Origin of the sequence: Dolichospermum sp. UHCC 0406, from assembly GCF_009712025.1 — a bacterium.
GTDB classification, from domain to species: domain Bacteria; phylum Cyanobacteriota; class Cyanobacteriia; order Cyanobacteriales; family Nostocaceae; genus Dolichospermum; species Dolichospermum lemmermannii.
Genome location: NZ_VILA01000007.1, coordinates 146,493 through 163,545 on the forward strand (window position 1 = coordinate 146,493; position 17,053 = coordinate 163,545).

Below are 17,053 nucleotides of genomic sequence, written 5' to 3' on the forward strand. Positions count from 1 at the left end.
TATTTATTCTGTCCATAAATAATAAATTGATCACAGAAGTCGGGGATCTTATCACCTTACCTGAATTATTAAACTTTTATTGGGTATAAGCTATTATTCTTACACACTAAATCAACACAGAATGTGATGTTTCTGGTAATGTAACATTCATTGCAACTGAACCATCTTTGATAGCATCATAAAGTCCTGATGTAGTTGCCCATTCTAAACTATCTTTGGAGCTTTGAGAATTAACTAAATCTCTTAACCAATCATAAACTAATAACTCAAACTCTTGTGGAGACATTTCTTCTAGAGAAATTTGTCTTTTCTCTGCATAGTTTTTAATAGTATTCTTGGCATTAAATTGATAGTCTGCTGATTCGTGATCTCTATCAGGTGTTTCTTCTTTCCATAAATAGAAATTATCAGGAAAAGCAATGAGAAAGAAGGGAGTATTTCGTATGGCTGAGTGTGCTAGTAAATTACGTCTGATTTCAGTTGCACGCCGAAGTTGGGCAGATGTTGCGGATAGAGATATCTTCTTAACTTCTGCTATTAGCTGAATTTTTCCTTCTGCATCAAAAATAGTTATATCAGGGCGAGGACTTAACCTAGCACCTTTAACCTCCCATTCTCCCCTGCGTACCATTTCATCGAGACAGGAGCGACATACATTAACCTGTTTACGTCCTGGAGAATACCATACAGCCGTAATAGCTGCTGGTGAATCTTTGGCAACACACTTTTCTGTTTGAATCTCACAGATATCTTTTAGGATTACACCACTTGGCTCTACTCTTGTAATCATAGTTATTCTCTTGACTGGGATTGATTATCTAACCATTCGATTAGTCTATCTCTTGCATCTTCTATTAAGTCTTCTCTATCTTTTGAACCGAGCGCAATATGAAAAGAAGCATTCAAACTTGTTTCAGCTTCATCAATAAGTATATCAGGCATATCCAAAGGTCGCCTATATTCCCTATCAAAACGTTGCATATGTGATAATTCGTGAGCTAAACAGGCAAGGACAGACATTCGAGAATTTGCACTAGAGTTATTTCCAGGATAAGCATCTGCTCCTAAATCAACAACATTTCTATCTTCTACAAAACGCGTTCGAGAACTATTTATATTGGCTTCATCTGTAATTAGGATTCTATCCTCATCACCACATAAGACTTGCCAAGCCTCAATACAATATTCTATTTGTCTATCGGTTAACCCGTTACGATTTCTTTGCCCTAAGTAAAGTGACATATATGCTGAAACTCCTGCTAGATAAAGCAGCAGAAGCTTTAATTATCTTTTTAACACAATGTCGAATATAAATGATAACCAGCAAGGGATTAATATTTATCCGCCATCTGATTTATTTTATCAAATATCCGTCCCTAAACTCTGAGCATAAATCACCTCAATATTGCTACCAAAATCCAATTTATCTAAGGATTCTGTAACCAAGGATCGCCCGATTTTGTATTTAAGACAACAACAGTGAGTATAATGTATTAACTATTGGCTTAGTAACATACAGTAATTATACGTAATAATATGATTTAATAAACCCAAAAACCAGGTCAGAAAACCCAACCAGCATTGTTGGGTTATTTTACTTCAATGCTTGCCTATGCCGCATTACAAACTGTCGGTTTTGGAAGTGCATCACCCGCAGCTTCGTAAGCAATAATAAGAGAGTCTAAGGCTTCAATTCCATTGGTTACGGCTAACTCGTAAGTATCCCCATGAGTGCGCCATTTTTGTCCTGGAAAATCAGGGAATCCTACTAAGAAGCAATTATCTTCCTCAGACCACTGAATTATCATTTGGTACTTGAGTTTATTCATCTTCTTTCTTATCCACTATTGACTCAATTGCCTGTTTTACTTCCTTTTCTTGGTAGCGTTTAGCATCTGCTCCATCTTTGCCTGAAATCGTTACCTTTCCATAATATAGGGGATGTATCCAGTTAGTATGACTTCCTTTTCCTGGTAGTTCTGTAAAACCAGCCTGGACAAGCATTTGCTTAAGCTCTCTAATTTTTTTTGGCATCTTTTTTCAAAATTAGTCTTATATATGCCAATCTAGTCAGATATTGAAAGACAACCAAATTTTTCCAGTTAAATAGTTATTTTCAATATTTTACCTTGTCAATTGTCACTTCAAATATCCGTCCCTAAACTCTGAGCATAAATCACCTCAATATTGCTACCAAATTCCAATTTATCTAAGGATTCTGTGAAAAACACAAAACCCTTATACGCCGTCACATACTTATATATTTTCGTAAAATAACCTTCACTGGTGACAATGACAAGCGGCTCTTCACCTTTGGTGAGAATATTTAAAAAAGCGTCTAATTTCACACATACACCAGTACCCCGATGAGTGAAAATACTCCCACCAATAGCAGCAGGTTGAGCAGCCGCGTCACCACTGTAATAGCTCATGAATGCGCTAACTTTAATTATGTTATTGACCTGCTAATTTTAAACTTTCGTCTCCAATACGTGCTGTGAAGTTTGTAACGTTTGGGGTAAACTCCAATCTGGACGCAGTTTAGCTGCTTGACGTAAATAAATATGGTGAATGGGGGTAGATGTTGGTAAATTAGCGTGAATTAAAAAGCGAATGCAGCGCGGTAAACTGCCCTCAACGTGCATTTGTTGAACATCCAACATAGCTACACTATCCCACAAAGGACGACTGCGAGCGATCGCTGCTGGGAAAATAGCATCTAAATCTTTTGTTACTGAAAAAGTCACACTAATCATATCGTCTGGTTGGAGTTGATTTCTTTGCTCCAATTCATCTAATAATTCTGTCACTGAATCTCGAATTGCTTCGACGCTGTTTTCTGCAACGGTTGTTGCACCCCGAATTGCTCGCATTTGCCATTCCACTTCTAAAATCCTCCTTTTGTCAGTTGTCAGTTGTTAGTTGTCAGTTGTTAGTTGTCAGTAGGGGCGAAGCATTTGGAAGATAAATTATCGGTCATTGCCAAAAATAGTTCTCCAAATGCTTCGCCCGTACAGTTGTCAGTTGTCAGTTGTCAGTTGTTTCCTACTTCTAATGACTAATGACTAATGACCAATGACAACTTTACTATGGACGATATAACCACATAGGTAAACCACTGGTAGAAACTTCAAATTCTAGCCAATTGATTCCCGCACCAATAACCGATTTAGCTTGACGACTTCCCGGTAAAACACGACTCAAAAATGGTTTCCGTTCTTCTAGCGTATAGCAAAGAGTTTTCTCCGGATCAAGTCCTACTAATTCTGCTGTCCACCGTCGTGCATCTTCTTCTGTTCCTAAGCGGTCGACAACGCCCAATGCTAAGGCTTGCTGTCCGGTAAAAATCCTGCCGTCAGCAAAGCTTTTTACCTTTTCTACAGTCAGTGAACGAGCTTCTGCTACCGTTTCCACAAATTGTTGATAGCTACAATCAATCAAGTCTTGCAGAATAGTTTCTTCTGGTTCTGTTAGTTGCCGATCAAAAGCTAATATATCTTTGTAGGGTCCTGACTTAATGACCTTAAAAGAAACGCCAATTTTTTCCAGCAGCACTTCTAGGTTATTTCCTCGCAAAATCACCCCAATACTGCCTGTAATCGTGCCTGGATTCGCCATGATATGTTCTGCCCCCATACCAATATAAACGCCACCAGAGGCGGAAATATTGCCAAAACTGGCGACAATTTTGGTTTTTTTAGCTAATCTCTTGAGGGCGCTGTAGATTTCTTGGGAGTCTCCCACTGTACCCCCAGGACTATCAATGCGTAGTAATAAAGCGGGAAATTTACTTTCTTCTACTGTTTTCAAGGCTTCTAGGACGTGCTTACGGGTTGCACCAGCGATAGCACCGCTAACTTCAATCCGCGCAATTTGTTTCCGAAAGTTGGGCTTAAATGGCCAAATCATGGGCAATCAAATAACTTTTTAATCTTTGTGAATATCTTTAATATAGAACGCCTAGGGTGAAGCTAACGGGCTTTACCTTTAATCCGATTGGGAATTAGGGCTTGGGAAGGGGACAGGGAGTAACAATTTTTTATTTTGAATTGTTTTGTCCTCTCCTGGCTATGAATAAAAGTTAGCAGCTAGATCATTATTGAAAAGCTTTAGGAAATTTTTAGATTTGATGTGTAGTTTTATTTGGTATGTTTAAGGAGCAAAAGACAAGTATTGAAAAATATTTGCTTTTACTAAATATAGACATCTAAAAATATTGTGTCGTACCACTGCACTGCACAAGCATTTGGGAAAATAAGGACATTAAAAAACAGAATTTTCCAGCCCAAGGCCAATAGCTTTTAGAAAAATTAGCTAAAATTCACGACTGGTTAAGATTACTTGTTTTTGATTGTGTAAATAATCAACACTGGTTTAATGCGTTATTAACTTTTAAGAGTCAGTGCGGAGAATTTGATAGCGGTAATAAACATAGATATCAAATAACGCCCCGACAAAGCCACAAGTCAGACCAATTGTCAAGAGACCGTTGAAGGAACTACCACTGCCGAAAGTGGCGAGAAAATACAGAATTTGGATAGAGACATCGGAAATTATCCCTTGTAGCCCAGGGACATAGCCAAAAAGGCATAAAACCACCAATAAACCCCCAATGAAGAAGACAGGGACAAGAAAACTAAAAATGGTGGTGAGGACGAGAGAGCGAAAAAAGTTACTAAAAATAGTCATTGTGAGACCGGGATAGTGGGTAACTTGAGAGATAGCCGAAAATTTATCTGCCACTCTCTACAATACTGGCGATCGCTCCCAAACATTCATTTCGTCAAGAATCTTAAGTTTTCATTAAGTTGTACTGGTAATAGTTACTCCAGGTGCATTTAGTGTTTGCGATGTTTCAAATCTGTAAAACCATGAAATAATCAGGGTTTGTATCTCAGTGTGCAGTTTACTAGAAGTAAAAACACTGTAAAAACTCGCTCAATTTTATGAGACTAGTCGTAAACTAAGTTAATAATTTGCATATTAGTAATGTTAATTCCATTCCCCACTACCAGTGACCAATGGCTAAATCCAGTTTAGAAACATGGAGTCAGCGATTGCTGGCCGCGATATTTTTAGGTGGACAAGTCTTATTTCACCTAATCCAAGGTAAAATTCACCGTCGGAACACCCTAGAACAATTGGCAATAGTTGGACCCGATTCCTTCTTTATTGCCCTATTAACAGCCATATTCGTGGGTGCAGTATTTACAATTCAGGTAGCAAGGGAGTTCATCAATTTTGGGGCAGGAAACCTCGTTGGTGGCGTGTTAGCAGTAGCATTGACGAGAGAACTTACCCCCGTATTAACAGCAGTAGTTTTAGCTGGAAGGGTAGGTTCGGCTTTTGCGGCAGAAATCGGCACAATGAAAGTTACAGAGCAAATAGATGCTCTGTTAATGTTAAAAACAGATCCTATTGATTATCTAGTCATTCCCCGGCTTCTGGCTTGCTTCATCATGCTGCCGATTTTAACTTTGTTATCCTTAATTACAGGAATGTCTGGGGGAATGCTTATAGCCACTCATATTTACAACCTTTCAGATACAGTATTTCTAGACTCAGCGCGTGACTTTCTCGATATCTGGGATATTGGCAGTGCTATGATTAAAGCCGCTTGCTTTGGTGTGTTAATTGCCATTATCGGTTGTAGTTGGGGCTTAACCACTACTGGAGGTGCTAAAGGTGTGGGACAATCAACAACAACTGCTGTTGTCACTGCCTTATTAGTTATATTCATTAGCAACTTCTTTCTGTCTTGGGTCATGTTTCAGGGGCCGGGTAGTGGATTAGTAAAATGATTTAGAGGCAAGATAGAGTCGTTAAGAATTACGAATTATGTAAAGTAGGAGAAAAGATTTTGACCAGTTCATTGACACCTAACACCATATCAACAGTAGAACTAAAGCCAAGTTACAATATTCCTGTTGTCTTAGTCTTGGGCGCTATTCCCGTACTATTAGTACAACCTTGGTTGGGAGGAATATTGACGTTATTGGGTTTGTTTTTGATGTTGCAAGCTGTAACACTACGCTTTCAATTTACCGCTACCGATTTTGATCTTTATAGAGGAGAAAAGTTAATTAAGCGTTTTCCTTACCAAGAATGGCAAAATTGGCGAATATTCTGGAATCGAGTTCCCATTTTGTTCTATTTTAAAGAAGTGAACAGTATTCACTTTTTGCCAATTTTATTTGACCCCAAAACCTTAAAATCTTGTTTAGAAGAACGTTGTCCACGCATTGATTAGATTTTGTTGTTTCGCGCAGAGTCGCAAAGGAGCAAAGGCGCAAAGGGAAGAGTTTTGATAGTGCGGTGTCAGCCATAAATTAAAGTAAGAGAATTTCATAGCTGAATTCAGTAAGTCTGAAAATTTATATTGTTGTTTATGAACCCAGAAGAATCTCAAACTCCAGAAACCATAAATAAGTGGTTAGAAAAAATAGAAGTGCAACCTCCTACAGATGAAATACTAGAAAAACCATCTGCTGATTTAGAATTAGAAGCTGAAGCATCTGGTGAATTGGTAACGTCATTAACCACAGAAACAACAGCATTAGAATCGGCAGATTCACTATATACACAACCAGCGCAAAAAGTAATCCAGTTGCAGCATAGGTCAGCAGACTTAAAAGCAGAAATTACTCAATTGGAAATTACTTATGAAACCCTTCAGAAGCAAGTAAGTGTAACCCAAATCGCACTTTCGCAAGTTGTCCAAGAGTCATTATCGCAGTTAGAACAACGCAAACAAACTTTACAAATTTCTGTAGAACAACTCGAACGTCGTCAAGAACGCATTCGCAATGAAATGCGGACTACTTTTGCGGGGACTTCTCAAGATATAGCAATTCGGGTACAGGGTTTTAAGGACTATCTCACAGGCAGTTTACAGGATTTGGCATCAGCGGCGGAACAAATGCAACTGGTACAACCTGTCCGAGAACGGGAAAAACCACCACAGGGAGAAGCAAAACCTGTTAAAGAACAATTAGAAGCCCCACAACTTGGCCAACAGCAGTTTCAGGATACTACTAAAAAAATCCGCCGCTTGCTTGACCAATATCGTAACCAGCCAGATTATTATGGACCACCCTGGCAGTTACGCCGGACTTTTGAACCAATTCACGCCGAAAAACTATCAAATTGGTTATTTACCTTAGGTGGACGGGGTGCTTTGCGGACAATGGGTAGCCGCTTACAGAATATTTTAATTGCTTCGTCGGCAGTTTCTATATTACATCAACTATATGGGGACAGGGTGCGAACTCTGATTTTAGCAAATACTCCAGAACGTTTAGGCGAATGGCGACGCGGTTTACAAGATTGTTTAGGTATTGGTCGTCCTGATTTTGGCCCCGACAGAGGAGTGGTATTATTTGAAGCACCGACAGCTTTAGCCCAAAAAGCCGAGAGATTAGTTACAGCCAATCAAATGCCTTTTATTATCATTGATGATTCTGAGGAACAAATTAGTTTAGCTTTACTGCAATTCCCTCTCTGGTTAGCTTTTGCCCCTGACCCGAAAACTATGAAAGATCGGAATTTTGACGATGATTTTTAATTAGTCATTGGTGATTGGTGATTGGTGATTGGCAAAACAACTAACAACTGTACGGGCGAAGCATTTGGAGAACTATTTTTGGCAATGACCGATAATTTATCTTCCAAATGCTTCGCCCCTACTAACAACTGACAACTGTACGGGCGAAGCATTTGGAGAACTATTTTTGGCAATGACCGATAATTTATCTTCCAAATGCTTCGCCCCTACTGACAACTGACAACTGTACGGGCGAAGCATTTGGAGAACTATTTTTGGCAATGACCGATAATTTATCTTCCAAATGCTTCGCCCCTACTGACAACTGACAACTGTACGGGCGAAGTATTTGGAGAACTATTTTTGGCAATGACCGATAATTTATCTTCCAAATGCTTCGCCCCTACTAACAACTGACAACTAACAACTGACAAATTTATGTTTCTTTGGTTAAGTTTGTGTGGAGTGGTGATTTTATTAGCTTACCTTTTTGGTTCTTTTCCGACTGGATATCTGGCAGGTAAGCTATTAAAAGGAATTGATATTCGGGAAGTTGGTTCTGGTTCAACTGGTGCAACTAATGTTCTGAGAACTTTGGGAAAACTTCCCGGGGCATTTGTATTATTAATTGATGCTTTGAAAGGAGGATTAGCAATAAATTTAGGTTACGCTTTATTTAGTATTGCTACTACTCAAAACTTAATTCCACCAATTGTCAATATCGAAATTTGGCAACCTTATTTAGTCACTTTAGCTGGTTTAGCTGCCCTTTTAGGACATAGTAAATCAATCTTTCTCGGCTTTACTGGTGGTAAATCTGTGGCTAGTGGTGTGGGAATTTTGTTAGCTATTAGTTGGCAAGTAGGATTATCAACATTAGGGGTTTTTGCAGTAGTAATTGCCATTTCGAGAATTGTGTCTTTAAGTTCTATTGCTGGGGCTGTAGCGGTTTCTATTTTAATGGTAATTTTTCATCAACCTTTAGCCTATATTCTTCTTGGTTTTGCTGGCGGCTTATATGTAATTATCCGTCACCGCACCAATATTGAGCGATTAATTGCGGGTACAGAACCAAAAATTGGACAAAAGGCAGAAACGTCAACAGAATAAACTACTTATTGACTTTTTCAGCCCTGTCCCTACTTTGAAGCGTAGTTTTAACTGTCTCCTGTTTTTTCAATGGTTTCAATCACGGCTAAACCTATACTTGAAACGGCGATTAGCATGATAGCTGACGCAAGAAAGGCACTGACAAGCATCTGAAGAGCTTGGTCAAAAAAAATATAGGTGGTCATTTGTTCACCTTCTGAACTTTATACAGCTACTGGTACTATCTAATTTTTCTTCACAGCCAGGTGACTGAATTCCTTGTAATCGGATCTTAACAAAACTTTAGCTCTTTCATGACATGATGACAAAATTTTATTACTAAAAATTTGATAACTTTTAACTATATTCGGTTAAGTACAATACTAAAAAACACTGAAAGTAAAAATTGGATCTACTTTGATAGCAGTATTGTTGTAATTTTGATTGTTCTAATAATTACTTAGCTTTTGGTGCTAACTATGGAACTCCTCCAATTCAAGATATCTACACACCGTCTGTTATTACAGCCTATATCAATGGAATATAAGGCAGATATTTTTAGAGAATTTACTCAGGAAGTTACGACTTATTTATATTCAAAACCATCGAAAAAAATTCAGGATACTGAAATTTTCATTCATCAATCTTTACTAAAAATGGAAAAAGGAGAAGAGTTAGTAATTGTGATTTTAAAGAAAGATTCTCAAGAGTTTTTAGGATGTAGTGGGATACATAAAATTAATAGTAAATACCCCCGATATGGAATTTGGCTGAAAAAATCAGCATATAAACAAGGTTACGCCACAGAAACAATTGCAGCCCTGAAATTATGGGCTGAAGAAAACTTAGATTATGAATATCTTAGATATGATTTGGATAAAGCAAATACCGCCAGCCGTAGGGTTGCGGAAAAAATGGGAGGTAAAATTGGTAGAGAGTATGATCTGATTAACGAGAGTGGTAAAGTCTTAAATCTAGTGGAATATAAAATTAGTAAAAAACAAAATTCTGAATTTTACTAACTAAAAAATACTAACATATACAAGGTTTAATAGTAGCAATTACAGATTCAGCCAGACTTGGTAAATCATAACCACCTTCTAAACCAAACATAATTTTTTTGGTTATACCTAAACAGTATTCTGTAAATAAACCAAAATCTTCTGGTTGCAAATTTACACTCGCTAAAGGATCATTAGTATTAGCATCATAACCAGCACTAATAATCAGTAAATCTGGCGAAAAATTAGTTAAAAAGGGTAAGATTTTTCTTTCCCACAATGGTTGATAGACGGTAATATCGCTACCAGGGGGAACAGGTAAATTTAAGACATTATTATGTGAACCTTGTTGAGAAGTTTTCCCTGTACCGGGATAAGCTGGATACTGGTGAAGAGAAACATAAGCAATTTCTGAGTGAGTTTCTACTATTGCTTCCGTCCCATTTCCGTGATGTACGTCCCAATCTAGGATAGCAACGCGCTGAATTCCAGGCTGTTGCAAAGCATATAAAGCTGCAATTGCAGCATTAGAAAATAAACAAAATCCCATTCCTGTATCACTTACCGCATGATGCCCAGGTGGGCGTGCTAATACAAAAGCTTTATTTGCTGTATCAAGAACTGTATCTACTCCATCTAACCAAGCACTAACTGCCAATAATGCTACATCATAACTGCGGGGAGAAATGGGAGTATCTCCGTCTAAATAACCACCACCGTCAGCAGCGATATCTTTAACTTTGTTAATATAGGTTGTAGAATGAACATTTTCTATCCAAGACATTAAAGATGGTTTTGATGTTACGGGTGTAGGTAGTTTCCAGGTAATTTTCTCGGCAAAATTTGCAGCTTTTAAAGCATTGACTATTGCTGTCAACCGTTCAGGTTTTTCTGGGTGGTAGATTCCCGTTTTGTGATCTAAAAATTCGTCAGAATAAATAACTTGTAACATACATTTCTATATCCAGAATCCGCAATGTAAGATAGGTGAAAGTCAAGAAACTGATTAAAATGATATATTACACCAATAGGTGAAGTATAGATCGTATAGATACCCGACTTCTTCAAGAAGTCGGTGATCTGGGGGATAATTATAAGAGGTGATATGAATAATCTTAGTCTTAAACTTAAAGGGATGAGTTGTGCTTCTTGCGCTAATAATATTGAACAGGCAATTTTAGCCGTTGCTGGAGTTATTGATTGTCATGTTAATTTTGGTGCAGAACAGATAACTATTAATTATGAACCTAAACAAACAAATTTAGCGAAAATTCAAGCTGCAATTGTAGATGCTGGTTATTCATCTTTTCAGTTAGAAACAGAAGGTGAGGATACAGCAGAAGCAGCGAGTAAATTAGCAGCAGAACGGGAACTCATTCTCAAGTTAACAACCGGGATTGTAATTAGTATTATTCTGTTTTTTGGTTCCTTACCGATGATGACGGGATTACATTTGCCTTTTGTTCCTAAATTTCTTCATCATCCTTGGTTGCAATTAGCATTAGCAACACCTGTTGAATTTTGGTGTGGGGGATCTTTTTTCCGTAATGCTTGGAAGTCTTTAAAACGCCGCACTGCGACAATGGATACTTTGATTGCTTTGGGAACGGGTACGGCTTATTTCTATTCTTTATTCGTGACGCTTTTTCCTGATTTACTTATTTCCCAAGGCTTAGAAATTCATGTTTATTATGAAGTTGCAGCGCTGGTTATAACTTTGATTTTGTTAGGACGATTTTTAGAACATCGTGCTAGGGGAAAAACTTCGGAAGCTATTCATAAATTAATGGGAATGCAGGCGAAAATAGCCAGGGTAATAAGAGATGATTTGGAAATGGATATTCCTATTAATCAAGTAATAGTTAATGATTTAATTTTAGTCCGTCCTGGTGAAAAAATTCCTGTAGATGGTGAAGTAATTGATGGTAATTCTACGGTAGATGAGGCAATGGTAACAGGTGAAAGTGTACCTGTGAAAAAACAACCAGGAGATGAGGTGATTGGATCAACAATTAATAAAACTGGTAGTTTTAAGTTTAAAGCCACGCGAGTTGGTAAAGATACTTTCTTAGCGCAAATTGTCAAGTTAGTCCAAGAAGCCCAAGGTTCAAAAGCACCAATTCAAAGGTTAGCAGATCAGGTAACTGGGTGGTTTGTGCCGGCTGTAATTGTGATAGCTATTCTTACTTTTATGATCTGGTTTAGTATTACAGCTAATTTCACCTTAGCAATGATGACAATGGTAGGGGTTTTAATTATTGCTTGTCCCTGTGCATTGGGTTTAGCTACTCCTACTTCTGTGATGGTAGGAACTGGTAAAGGTGCAGAAAATGGCATTTTAATTAAAAGTGCTGAAAGTTTAGAATTAGCACATAAAATAAATATTATTGTTGTTGATAAAACTGGAACTTTAACTCAAGGTAAACCCACAGTTACAGACTTTATAACTATCAAGGGTACAGCGAATGGGAATGAACTTCAATTATTAAAATTAGCTGCTAGTGTAGAACATAAGTCTGAACATCCTTTAGCGGAAGCAGTGGTGAAATATACGATTAATCAAGCTGTGAGTTTGGCTGATGTTAAGAATTTTGCAGCCATTGTTGGTAGTGGTGTTCAAGGAATTGTATATGATCAATTGGTACAAGTTGGCACACAACGCTGGTTTACAGAGTTAGGAATTGATACGGATGTTTTAGAACCACATCAAACAATTTGGGAAAATGAAGGAAAAACAGTCATTTGGTTAGCAGTAAATGGTAAATCAGAAGCTATTATGGCTATTACTGATGCCCTTAAACCTTCATCATTAACAGCAGTCAAGGCTTTGCAAAAGTTAGGTTTAGAAGTGGTAATGTTAACGGGAGATAATCAAAAAACTGCCCAAACTATTGCAAATCAAGTGGGGATTACTCAAGTTTTTGCCCAAGTGCGTCCAGACCAAAAAGCCGCAATGATTAAATCATTGCAACAAAAAAAAGTAGGAAATAAAATTAAAATTGTGGCTATGGTGGGAGATGGAATTAATGATGCACCAGCATTAGCACAAGCAGATGTGGGAATTGCCATCGGGACAGGAACAGATGTGGCGATCGCTGCTAGTGATATTACTTTAATTTCTGGAGATCTACAAGCCATTGTGACAGCTATTCAACTCAGTCGCGCTACCATTAATAATATCCGTCAAAATCTATTTTTTGCCTTTATTTACAATATCATTGGTATTCCCATTGCTGCGGGTATTCTCTATCCTTTCTTGGGTTTGTTACTGAACCCAATTATTGCCGGTGCAGCAATGGCATTTTCTTCCGTTTCTGTAGTTAGTAATGCTTTAAGATTGCGTAATTTTCAACCAGGAGTTAGGTAATTGGTGATTGGTAATTGGTAATTCAATTTTTAACTTTTAATTTTTAATTTTTAATTCATTTCTGCTGACGGTACTGAAAATAACTGTTTTTTCAAGTTGTTCATGATAGGAATAGATCAACCGCTTCACTGCAAGTGAAAACCCTAAAAATGAACACACATATAGATAATCTTAACTCGGTTCGTAAACCTAAAATTTTCAACCAATCAATGAGTTTTGTTGAAGGTTGGTATTGGGTATTACCTTCTCAATCTTTGCAGATAGGTGAAATTAAAGCTGTGACAATTTTTGGGAAGGATTTAGTCGTATATCGTGGTAAAGATAGACGTGCAGTTATTTTAGATGCTTACTGTCCTCACATGGGTACGAGTTTAGCTGAAGGTAAAATTGAAGGTAATGAATTACGCTGTGTTTTACATCGGTGGAAATTTGATGCAGAAGGTATTTGTGTTGGTATTCCTAATGTAGATGAACCTGTATCTCTTAAAGCTAAAACTTGGCCAGCAGCAGAACAATATGGAATGATTTGGGTTTGGACAGGGGAAACTCCCCAGCAACCTTTACCTTTTGTTTTAGATTGGGAAAACCAAGATTTTGATTTTTCTCTCGGTTCGCAATTTAGTATTGATTGTCATCCCAATGTGTTACTTCTTCAGGGTATTGATACTCAACAAATTAATTTAGTTAATAAATTACCATTAAAAATGGTTTTGGAGAAACAAGAACTCAATCAAAATGCGATTATTTTTAGCACGATTACAAATATTAATGGAAAGTCATTTTGGCTAAATCTCTACCGGCGGTTTTTTAATAATTCTTTTAATTACAGTGTTTGCTATTGGTATGGGACAACAAGTATAGTTTCCTTTACTAATGACTCTACCCAGCTACATATAATATTTACAACTCGGTTATTACCAGGGGGAAAAACAGCAGGTCAAACCCTATTTATGTGCAAAAAACGTCAAGGTATTTTAGGAAAGTTAATTAATAAATTGATATTAAAGATAGGGGAAAAAATTAGCGATCGCTTACTCAAAACTAATGATAAAATTTTAGAAACCATGCAGTTTGATTTAAAAACTCCCCTCAAAGCAGATTTATCAATTATGCAATTTATTAACCATTTAGAACGACAAAAACCCCTGACATGGGAAAGTTGGCTATTAGTGCGGTCACGGGAACGGGAAGAAGAAGTGCGTGAAGAGAGAGAAAAACGTGAAAAATGGCGAGATGAATTAGTTAATGACTGAAAAATCTAGATTTTGACAATAAAAATGAAGTGGACTGGCCACTTCATCAATTCCCAGGTAGAACCTAATCATAAGTATAACGACCAAAAAATTTCAAAATCGTATAAATACATACTAATTTTGTGTTTAGCTGTTATTTAGTGGTTACACTTTGGGGAATGAGAATATTTTTCAGCAATTTAGGAATTTGAGAGGGACTATCAGCGACAGGAATTTTTGCAGATTTAAAAGCGGCCAATTTACTTTCTGCTGTACCAAAATTCGCAGAACGTCCAATTACACTGGCTAAAGTCCCTGTTTCTTGCCAACTTTGTGTCGTTGGTGCGTGTCTACCAGCAATATAGGCAATTACAGGTTTATCAATTGCTTCTGTAATATATTGTGCTGCTGCTTCTTCGCTTTCTCCACCAGGTTGTCCGATTAAAACAATTGCTTCTGTGGTCTCATCTTCATCAAGAATTTGCAACCATTGCAGGAATGAAGAACCAACAATCGCATCACTACCAATACTAACACCAATTGATTGCCCCAAACCCGCCTTTGTTAATTCCCAAGCGACTTCATAGGTAAGTGTACTGCTACGGCTAACAATTCCCACAGAACCAGGGATATAAAATTCGCGTTCGTGAGTCCCCAGGAGAATTTTCCCAGGAACGATAATTCCTGGACTATTGGGGCCAATAATTAAAGTCTCACCAGCTTCTGTTTTGCGAAGGAGTTGTACCATATCCAAAGCTGGGACACCAGCGGTGGTAATGATGATTTGGGGGATGTTAGAGGCGATCGCTTCTAATGCTGCATCCAAAACCTGATAAGGTTGAACACAAATGATTGTGGTGTCAATCTGTCCAAATTTGGCCACAACCTCCTCTACCAAATCAAACACTGGTAGATTATATATTTGTTTTCCACCATACCCAGGATTAACACCAGCTACTAAATTTGTGCCATAAGCCTGCATTTGAGCAATATGAGTTGCTGAGATAAATTCACAAAATCCCTGAATTAAAACTTTACTTTCTGTTGTTAAATTCATAGTTTATCAGTTGTCAGTTGTCAGTTGTCAGTAGGGGCGAAGCATTAGGAAGATAAATTATCGGTCATTGCCAAAAATAGTTCTCCAAATGCTTCGCCCGTACAGTTGTTCGTTGTAATTGGTAAAAATCTTGCTTTTTACCTATTCCCTTTTTTCTGCACAGATAACTTAGCTAAACGAACTGCTTCCTTAACTGCTTCATCTAAATTTTCTACAACTATCAGCGATTGATTAGAGGTTTGTAGTGGAACTAAATTTTCTCTAACATGATTAAATTCAGAACCTGCCAAACGGAGGACTAAATAGGGTAAATTTAATGGTTGCTGATTTTTATTTCCATTGGAAGATGACATTTGAGATGTAATTTCAATTCTGTCCAAATGGAGGAATTTGGTAATAATTTCGGGGAGTTGGTCAACTTGAGGAATAGTCCCCAAAAAGTTGACTAAAATAACTTGACCATTCACATCACTGGCCAAACTTGTTAAACTGCTAATCAGGCGATCGCCAAAAGTTTTCAGTTTAGTATCACTCATAAAAGAATGGCGCAAATTGACACATTTACCAGGTTTACCATGAGCATTAACAACCTCATCCAAAGTTGTTAACACAGAACCTTTCCCATTACCTAATATACAAATCTTACCTGGCATTTCTATCCCATCCCAGCTACTCAACAAGCCGCTCCCTTTTTTATTACCATGAAGAAGACCAACCAGTTTCGTAGCCATTTCAGCTATTTCAGGATGACGATTAATAGCTTGTTTATTCACCCTAACCTTGCCATTGAGCGCCATCACTTGACCAGCAGAGTTCACACCCAGAGGATGAATCTCCACCAAATCCAAATCCTTTTGCACAAATAACTGGTACAACTTCTCGACAATATCGCTCACAGTTTGCATCAACTCACCCTGCAAACCCATTTTCAAAGCCAGTCGTCTGGCATAAAATGGCGAAAATTCCTGTTCTACCACCACGTGCTGAATTTTTTCCCCTGCTGTCTCCCAGTCAATATTGGTTTCTGTGCAACCCAATAAAACGGGACGACACAGCGCAGTATCTAAAACTACAGCTAGATAAAATTCCTCCTGGGCATCATACTTCGATTCTGCCAGTAAAACCTCCGGCAATTGTCCCCAAATTGGTAAATTAAATATATTCTGTGCAGCAGCGATCGCATCAATCGTAGTTTCTACAATCCTAACTCCACCAGCTTTTTCCCTTTCCCCTGCTTGTACCTGAGATTTTAGAACAATCGGATAACGAATTTTTAACCGTTTTAAATCTGTGGGATGGTCTATTCTTTGAGATGGTAAGACCGGAATCCCGATTTTACCAAACCATTCTTTAACTTGATACTCCAATAAATCCATTGAGACACACCTTGTATTGACAAGTCTAACGCACTTTCTTAGATGCTATCTGATATTTTGCCCAATACCGAAAATTATAGAATTTGGTTTTGCTTAACTGAAAATTTATTTTGTCATTGGATTGTCTAATTTATAATCTAGCTGTATAAAAAAATAGAAGTCTAAATTATCACCCTTGACTGTATTCTTCGTGACAAATTTAACCTTCTGCTAGAAACTGATTCTATTGGATGTAAAACTAGTAGTTTGTCAAGATAAAAATGATGGACTGTAGTGTGAGCGTCTCGCTCACGCGGGCAAGACTTATACTGAGCAAGCGATGCCCTGAGCCTGCGATGCCCTGAGCCTGTCGAAGGGTCGAAGGGTCGAAGGGTCGAAGTATGCCCGC

23 protein-coding genes are annotated in these 17,053 nt (G+C 37.8%); 8 read left to right on the forward strand and 15 right to left on the reverse strand.

Annotated elements, in window-relative coordinates:
* Nucleotides 1–106 precede the first annotated feature (106 nt).
* From FJR09_RS24615 to aroH, 6 genes are all read right to left on the reverse strand, one after another.
* Complete coding sequence (locus FJR09_RS24615; RefSeq protein WP_015078883.1) at nt 107–790, reverse strand: hypothetical protein; 684 nt, start codon at nt 788–790, stop codon at nt 107–109.
* A gap of 2 nt (nt 791–792) precedes the next feature.
* Nucleotides 793–1,242 (reverse strand): hypothetical protein, encoded by a 450-nt coding sequence (locus FJR09_RS07765; protein ID WP_015078882.1) that lies wholly within the window; start codon nt 1,240–1,242, stop codon nt 793–795.
* A 368-nt stretch (nt 1,243–1,610) separates the two neighbouring features.
* Nucleotides 1,611–1,829: a type II toxin-antitoxin system HicB family antitoxin gene (locus FJR09_RS07770; RefSeq protein ID WP_015078881.1), complete on the reverse strand. Its 219-nt coding sequence runs from the start codon at nt 1,827–1,829 to the stop codon at nt 1,611–1,613.
* On the reverse strand, nt 1,822–2,034 hold the full coding sequence (locus FJR09_RS07775) for a type II toxin-antitoxin system HicA family toxin (protein ID WP_015078880.1): 213 nt from the start codon (nt 2,032–2,034) through the stop codon (nt 1,822–1,824). The genes FJR09_RS07770 and FJR09_RS07775 overlap by 8 nt, the downstream gene beginning before the upstream one ends.
* 110 nt (nt 2,035–2,144) lie before the next feature.
* Nucleotides 2,145–2,432, reverse strand: coding sequence for a hypothetical protein (locus FJR09_RS07780; protein WP_168502202.1), 288 nt, complete (start codon nt 2,430–2,432; stop codon nt 2,145–2,147).
* A gap of 39 nt (nt 2,433–2,471) precedes the next feature.
* Nucleotides 2,472–2,885: a chorismate mutase gene (gene aroH, locus FJR09_RS07785; protein ID WP_015078878.1), complete on the reverse strand. Its 414-nt coding sequence runs from the start codon at nt 2,883–2,885 to the stop codon at nt 2,472–2,474.
* A gap of 51 nt (nt 2,886–2,936) precedes the next feature.
* Between aroH and FJR09_RS25800 the strand changes: the two genes are divergently transcribed.
* The gene (locus FJR09_RS25800) at nt 2,937–3,062 is read left to right on the forward strand and encodes a hypothetical protein (protein ID WP_256370245.1); all 126 of its coding nucleotides are present in this window, start codon (nt 2,937–2,939) and stop codon (nt 3,060–3,062) included.
* Nucleotides 3,063–3,087: 25 nt separating this feature from the next.
* On the opposite strand, the gene sppA is transcribed toward FJR09_RS25800, so the two are convergent.
* Together sppA and FJR09_RS07795 are read right to left on the reverse strand one after the other, a co-directional pair.
* A complete protein-coding gene (gene sppA, locus FJR09_RS07790; RefSeq protein ID WP_015078877.1) occupies nt 3,088–3,909 on the reverse strand; it encodes a signal peptide peptidase SppA in 822 nt (273 codons plus the stop codon).
* Nucleotides 3,910–4,392: 483 nt separating this feature from the next.
* On the reverse strand, nt 4,393–4,689 hold the full coding sequence (locus tag FJR09_RS07795) for a hypothetical protein (protein WP_168633352.1): 297 nt from the start codon (nt 4,687–4,689) through the stop codon (nt 4,393–4,395).
* 332 nt (nt 4,690–5,021) lie between these two features.
* Here FJR09_RS07795 and FJR09_RS07800 point away from each other — a divergent pair, with 332 nt between their 5' ends.
* The 3 genes from FJR09_RS07800 (at nt 5,022) to FJR09_RS07810 (ending at nt 7,564) form a co-directional block, all read left to right on the forward strand.
* A complete protein-coding gene (locus FJR09_RS07800) occupies nt 5,022–5,801 on the forward strand; it encodes an MlaE family lipid ABC transporter permease subunit (RefSeq protein ID WP_015078875.1) in 780 nt (259 codons plus the stop codon).
* 59 nt (nt 5,802–5,860) lie between these two features.
* Entirely contained in the window at nt 5,861–6,250 is a 390-nt protein-coding gene (locus tag FJR09_RS07805; protein ID WP_015078874.1) for a DUF3119 family protein, read from the forward strand.
* A gap of 138 nt (nt 6,251–6,388) precedes the next feature.
* A complete protein-coding gene (locus FJR09_RS07810; protein ID WP_015078873.1) occupies nt 6,389–7,564 on the forward strand; it encodes a DUF3086 domain-containing protein in 1,176 nt (391 codons plus the stop codon).
* Here the strand turns inward: FJR09_RS07810 and FJR09_RS25065 are convergent.
* The 3 genes from FJR09_RS25065 to FJR09_RS25075 are packed head-to-tail and all read right to left on the reverse strand — an operon-like array spanning nt 7,561 to nt 7,977.
* Nucleotides 7,561–7,716, reverse strand: coding sequence for a hypothetical protein (locus FJR09_RS25065; protein ID WP_254433059.1), 156 nt, complete (start codon nt 7,714–7,716; stop codon nt 7,561–7,563). The genes FJR09_RS07810 and FJR09_RS25065 overlap by 4 nt on opposite strands.
* Complete coding sequence (locus FJR09_RS25070) at nt 7,661–7,804, reverse strand: hypothetical protein (RefSeq protein WP_168694533.1); 144 nt, start codon at nt 7,802–7,804, stop codon at nt 7,661–7,663. Before FJR09_RS25070 ends, FJR09_RS25065 begins: the two co-directional genes overlap by 56 nt.
* Nucleotides 7,805–7,836: 32 nt before the next feature.
* The gene (locus FJR09_RS25075; protein ID WP_254433060.1) at nt 7,837–7,977 is read right to left on the reverse strand and encodes a hypothetical protein; all 141 of its coding nucleotides are present in this window, start codon (nt 7,975–7,977) and stop codon (nt 7,837–7,839) included.
* Nucleotides 7,978–7,981: 4 nt separating this feature from the next.
* Between FJR09_RS25075 and plsY the strand changes: the two genes are divergently transcribed.
* Nucleotides 7,982–8,653, forward strand: coding sequence for a glycerol-3-phosphate 1-O-acyltransferase PlsY (gene plsY / locus FJR09_RS07820; RefSeq protein WP_168650723.1), 672 nt, complete (start codon nt 7,982–7,984; stop codon nt 8,651–8,653).
* Between the two features lie 47 nt (nt 8,654–8,700).
* Here plsY and FJR09_RS07825 read toward each other — a convergent pair whose 3' ends face one another.
* On the reverse strand, nt 8,701–8,838 hold the full coding sequence (locus FJR09_RS07825) for a hypothetical protein (RefSeq protein ID WP_015078871.1): 138 nt from the start codon (nt 8,836–8,838) through the stop codon (nt 8,701–8,703).
* Nucleotides 8,839–9,111: 273 nt separating this feature from the next.
* Between FJR09_RS07825 and FJR09_RS07830 the strand changes: the two genes are divergently transcribed.
* Nucleotides 9,112–9,654: a GNAT family N-acetyltransferase gene (locus FJR09_RS07830; RefSeq protein WP_168650725.1), complete on the forward strand. Its 543-nt coding sequence runs from the start codon at nt 9,112–9,114 to the stop codon at nt 9,652–9,654.
* A 10-nt stretch (nt 9,655–9,664) separates the two neighbouring features.
* On the opposite strand, the gene FJR09_RS07835 is transcribed toward FJR09_RS07830, so the two are convergent.
* A complete protein-coding gene (locus FJR09_RS07835; RefSeq protein ID WP_168652789.1) occupies nt 9,665–10,585 on the reverse strand; it encodes a histone deacetylase in 921 nt (306 codons plus the stop codon).
* A gap of 153 nt (nt 10,586–10,738) precedes the next feature.
* Between FJR09_RS07835 and FJR09_RS07840 the strand changes: the two genes are divergently transcribed.
* Both FJR09_RS07840 and FJR09_RS07845 read left to right on the forward strand, forming a co-directional pair.
* Nucleotides 10,739–13,000: a heavy metal translocating P-type ATPase gene (locus tag FJR09_RS07840; RefSeq protein WP_168652790.1), complete on the forward strand. Its 2,262-nt coding sequence runs from the start codon at nt 10,739–10,741 to the stop codon at nt 12,998–13,000.
* A gap of 149 nt (nt 13,001–13,149) precedes the next feature.
* A complete protein-coding gene (locus FJR09_RS07845; RefSeq protein ID WP_168650719.1) occupies nt 13,150–14,253 on the forward strand; it encodes an aromatic ring-hydroxylating dioxygenase subunit alpha in 1,104 nt (367 codons plus the stop codon).
* A gap of 133 nt (nt 14,254–14,386) precedes the next feature.
* Here FJR09_RS07845 and FJR09_RS07850 read toward each other — a convergent pair whose 3' ends face one another.
* Both FJR09_RS07850 and FJR09_RS07855 read right to left on the reverse strand, forming a co-directional pair.
* Entirely contained in the window at nt 14,387–15,289 is a 903-nt protein-coding gene (locus FJR09_RS07850; RefSeq protein WP_015078866.1) for a succinyl-CoA synthetase subunit alpha, read from the reverse strand.
* A gap of 137 nt (nt 15,290–15,426) precedes the next feature.
* Entirely contained in the window at nt 15,427–16,665 is a 1,239-nt protein-coding gene (locus FJR09_RS07855) for an ATP-grasp domain-containing protein (RefSeq protein WP_168652791.1), read from the reverse strand.
* Nucleotides 16,666–17,053: the final 388 nt, after the last annotated feature.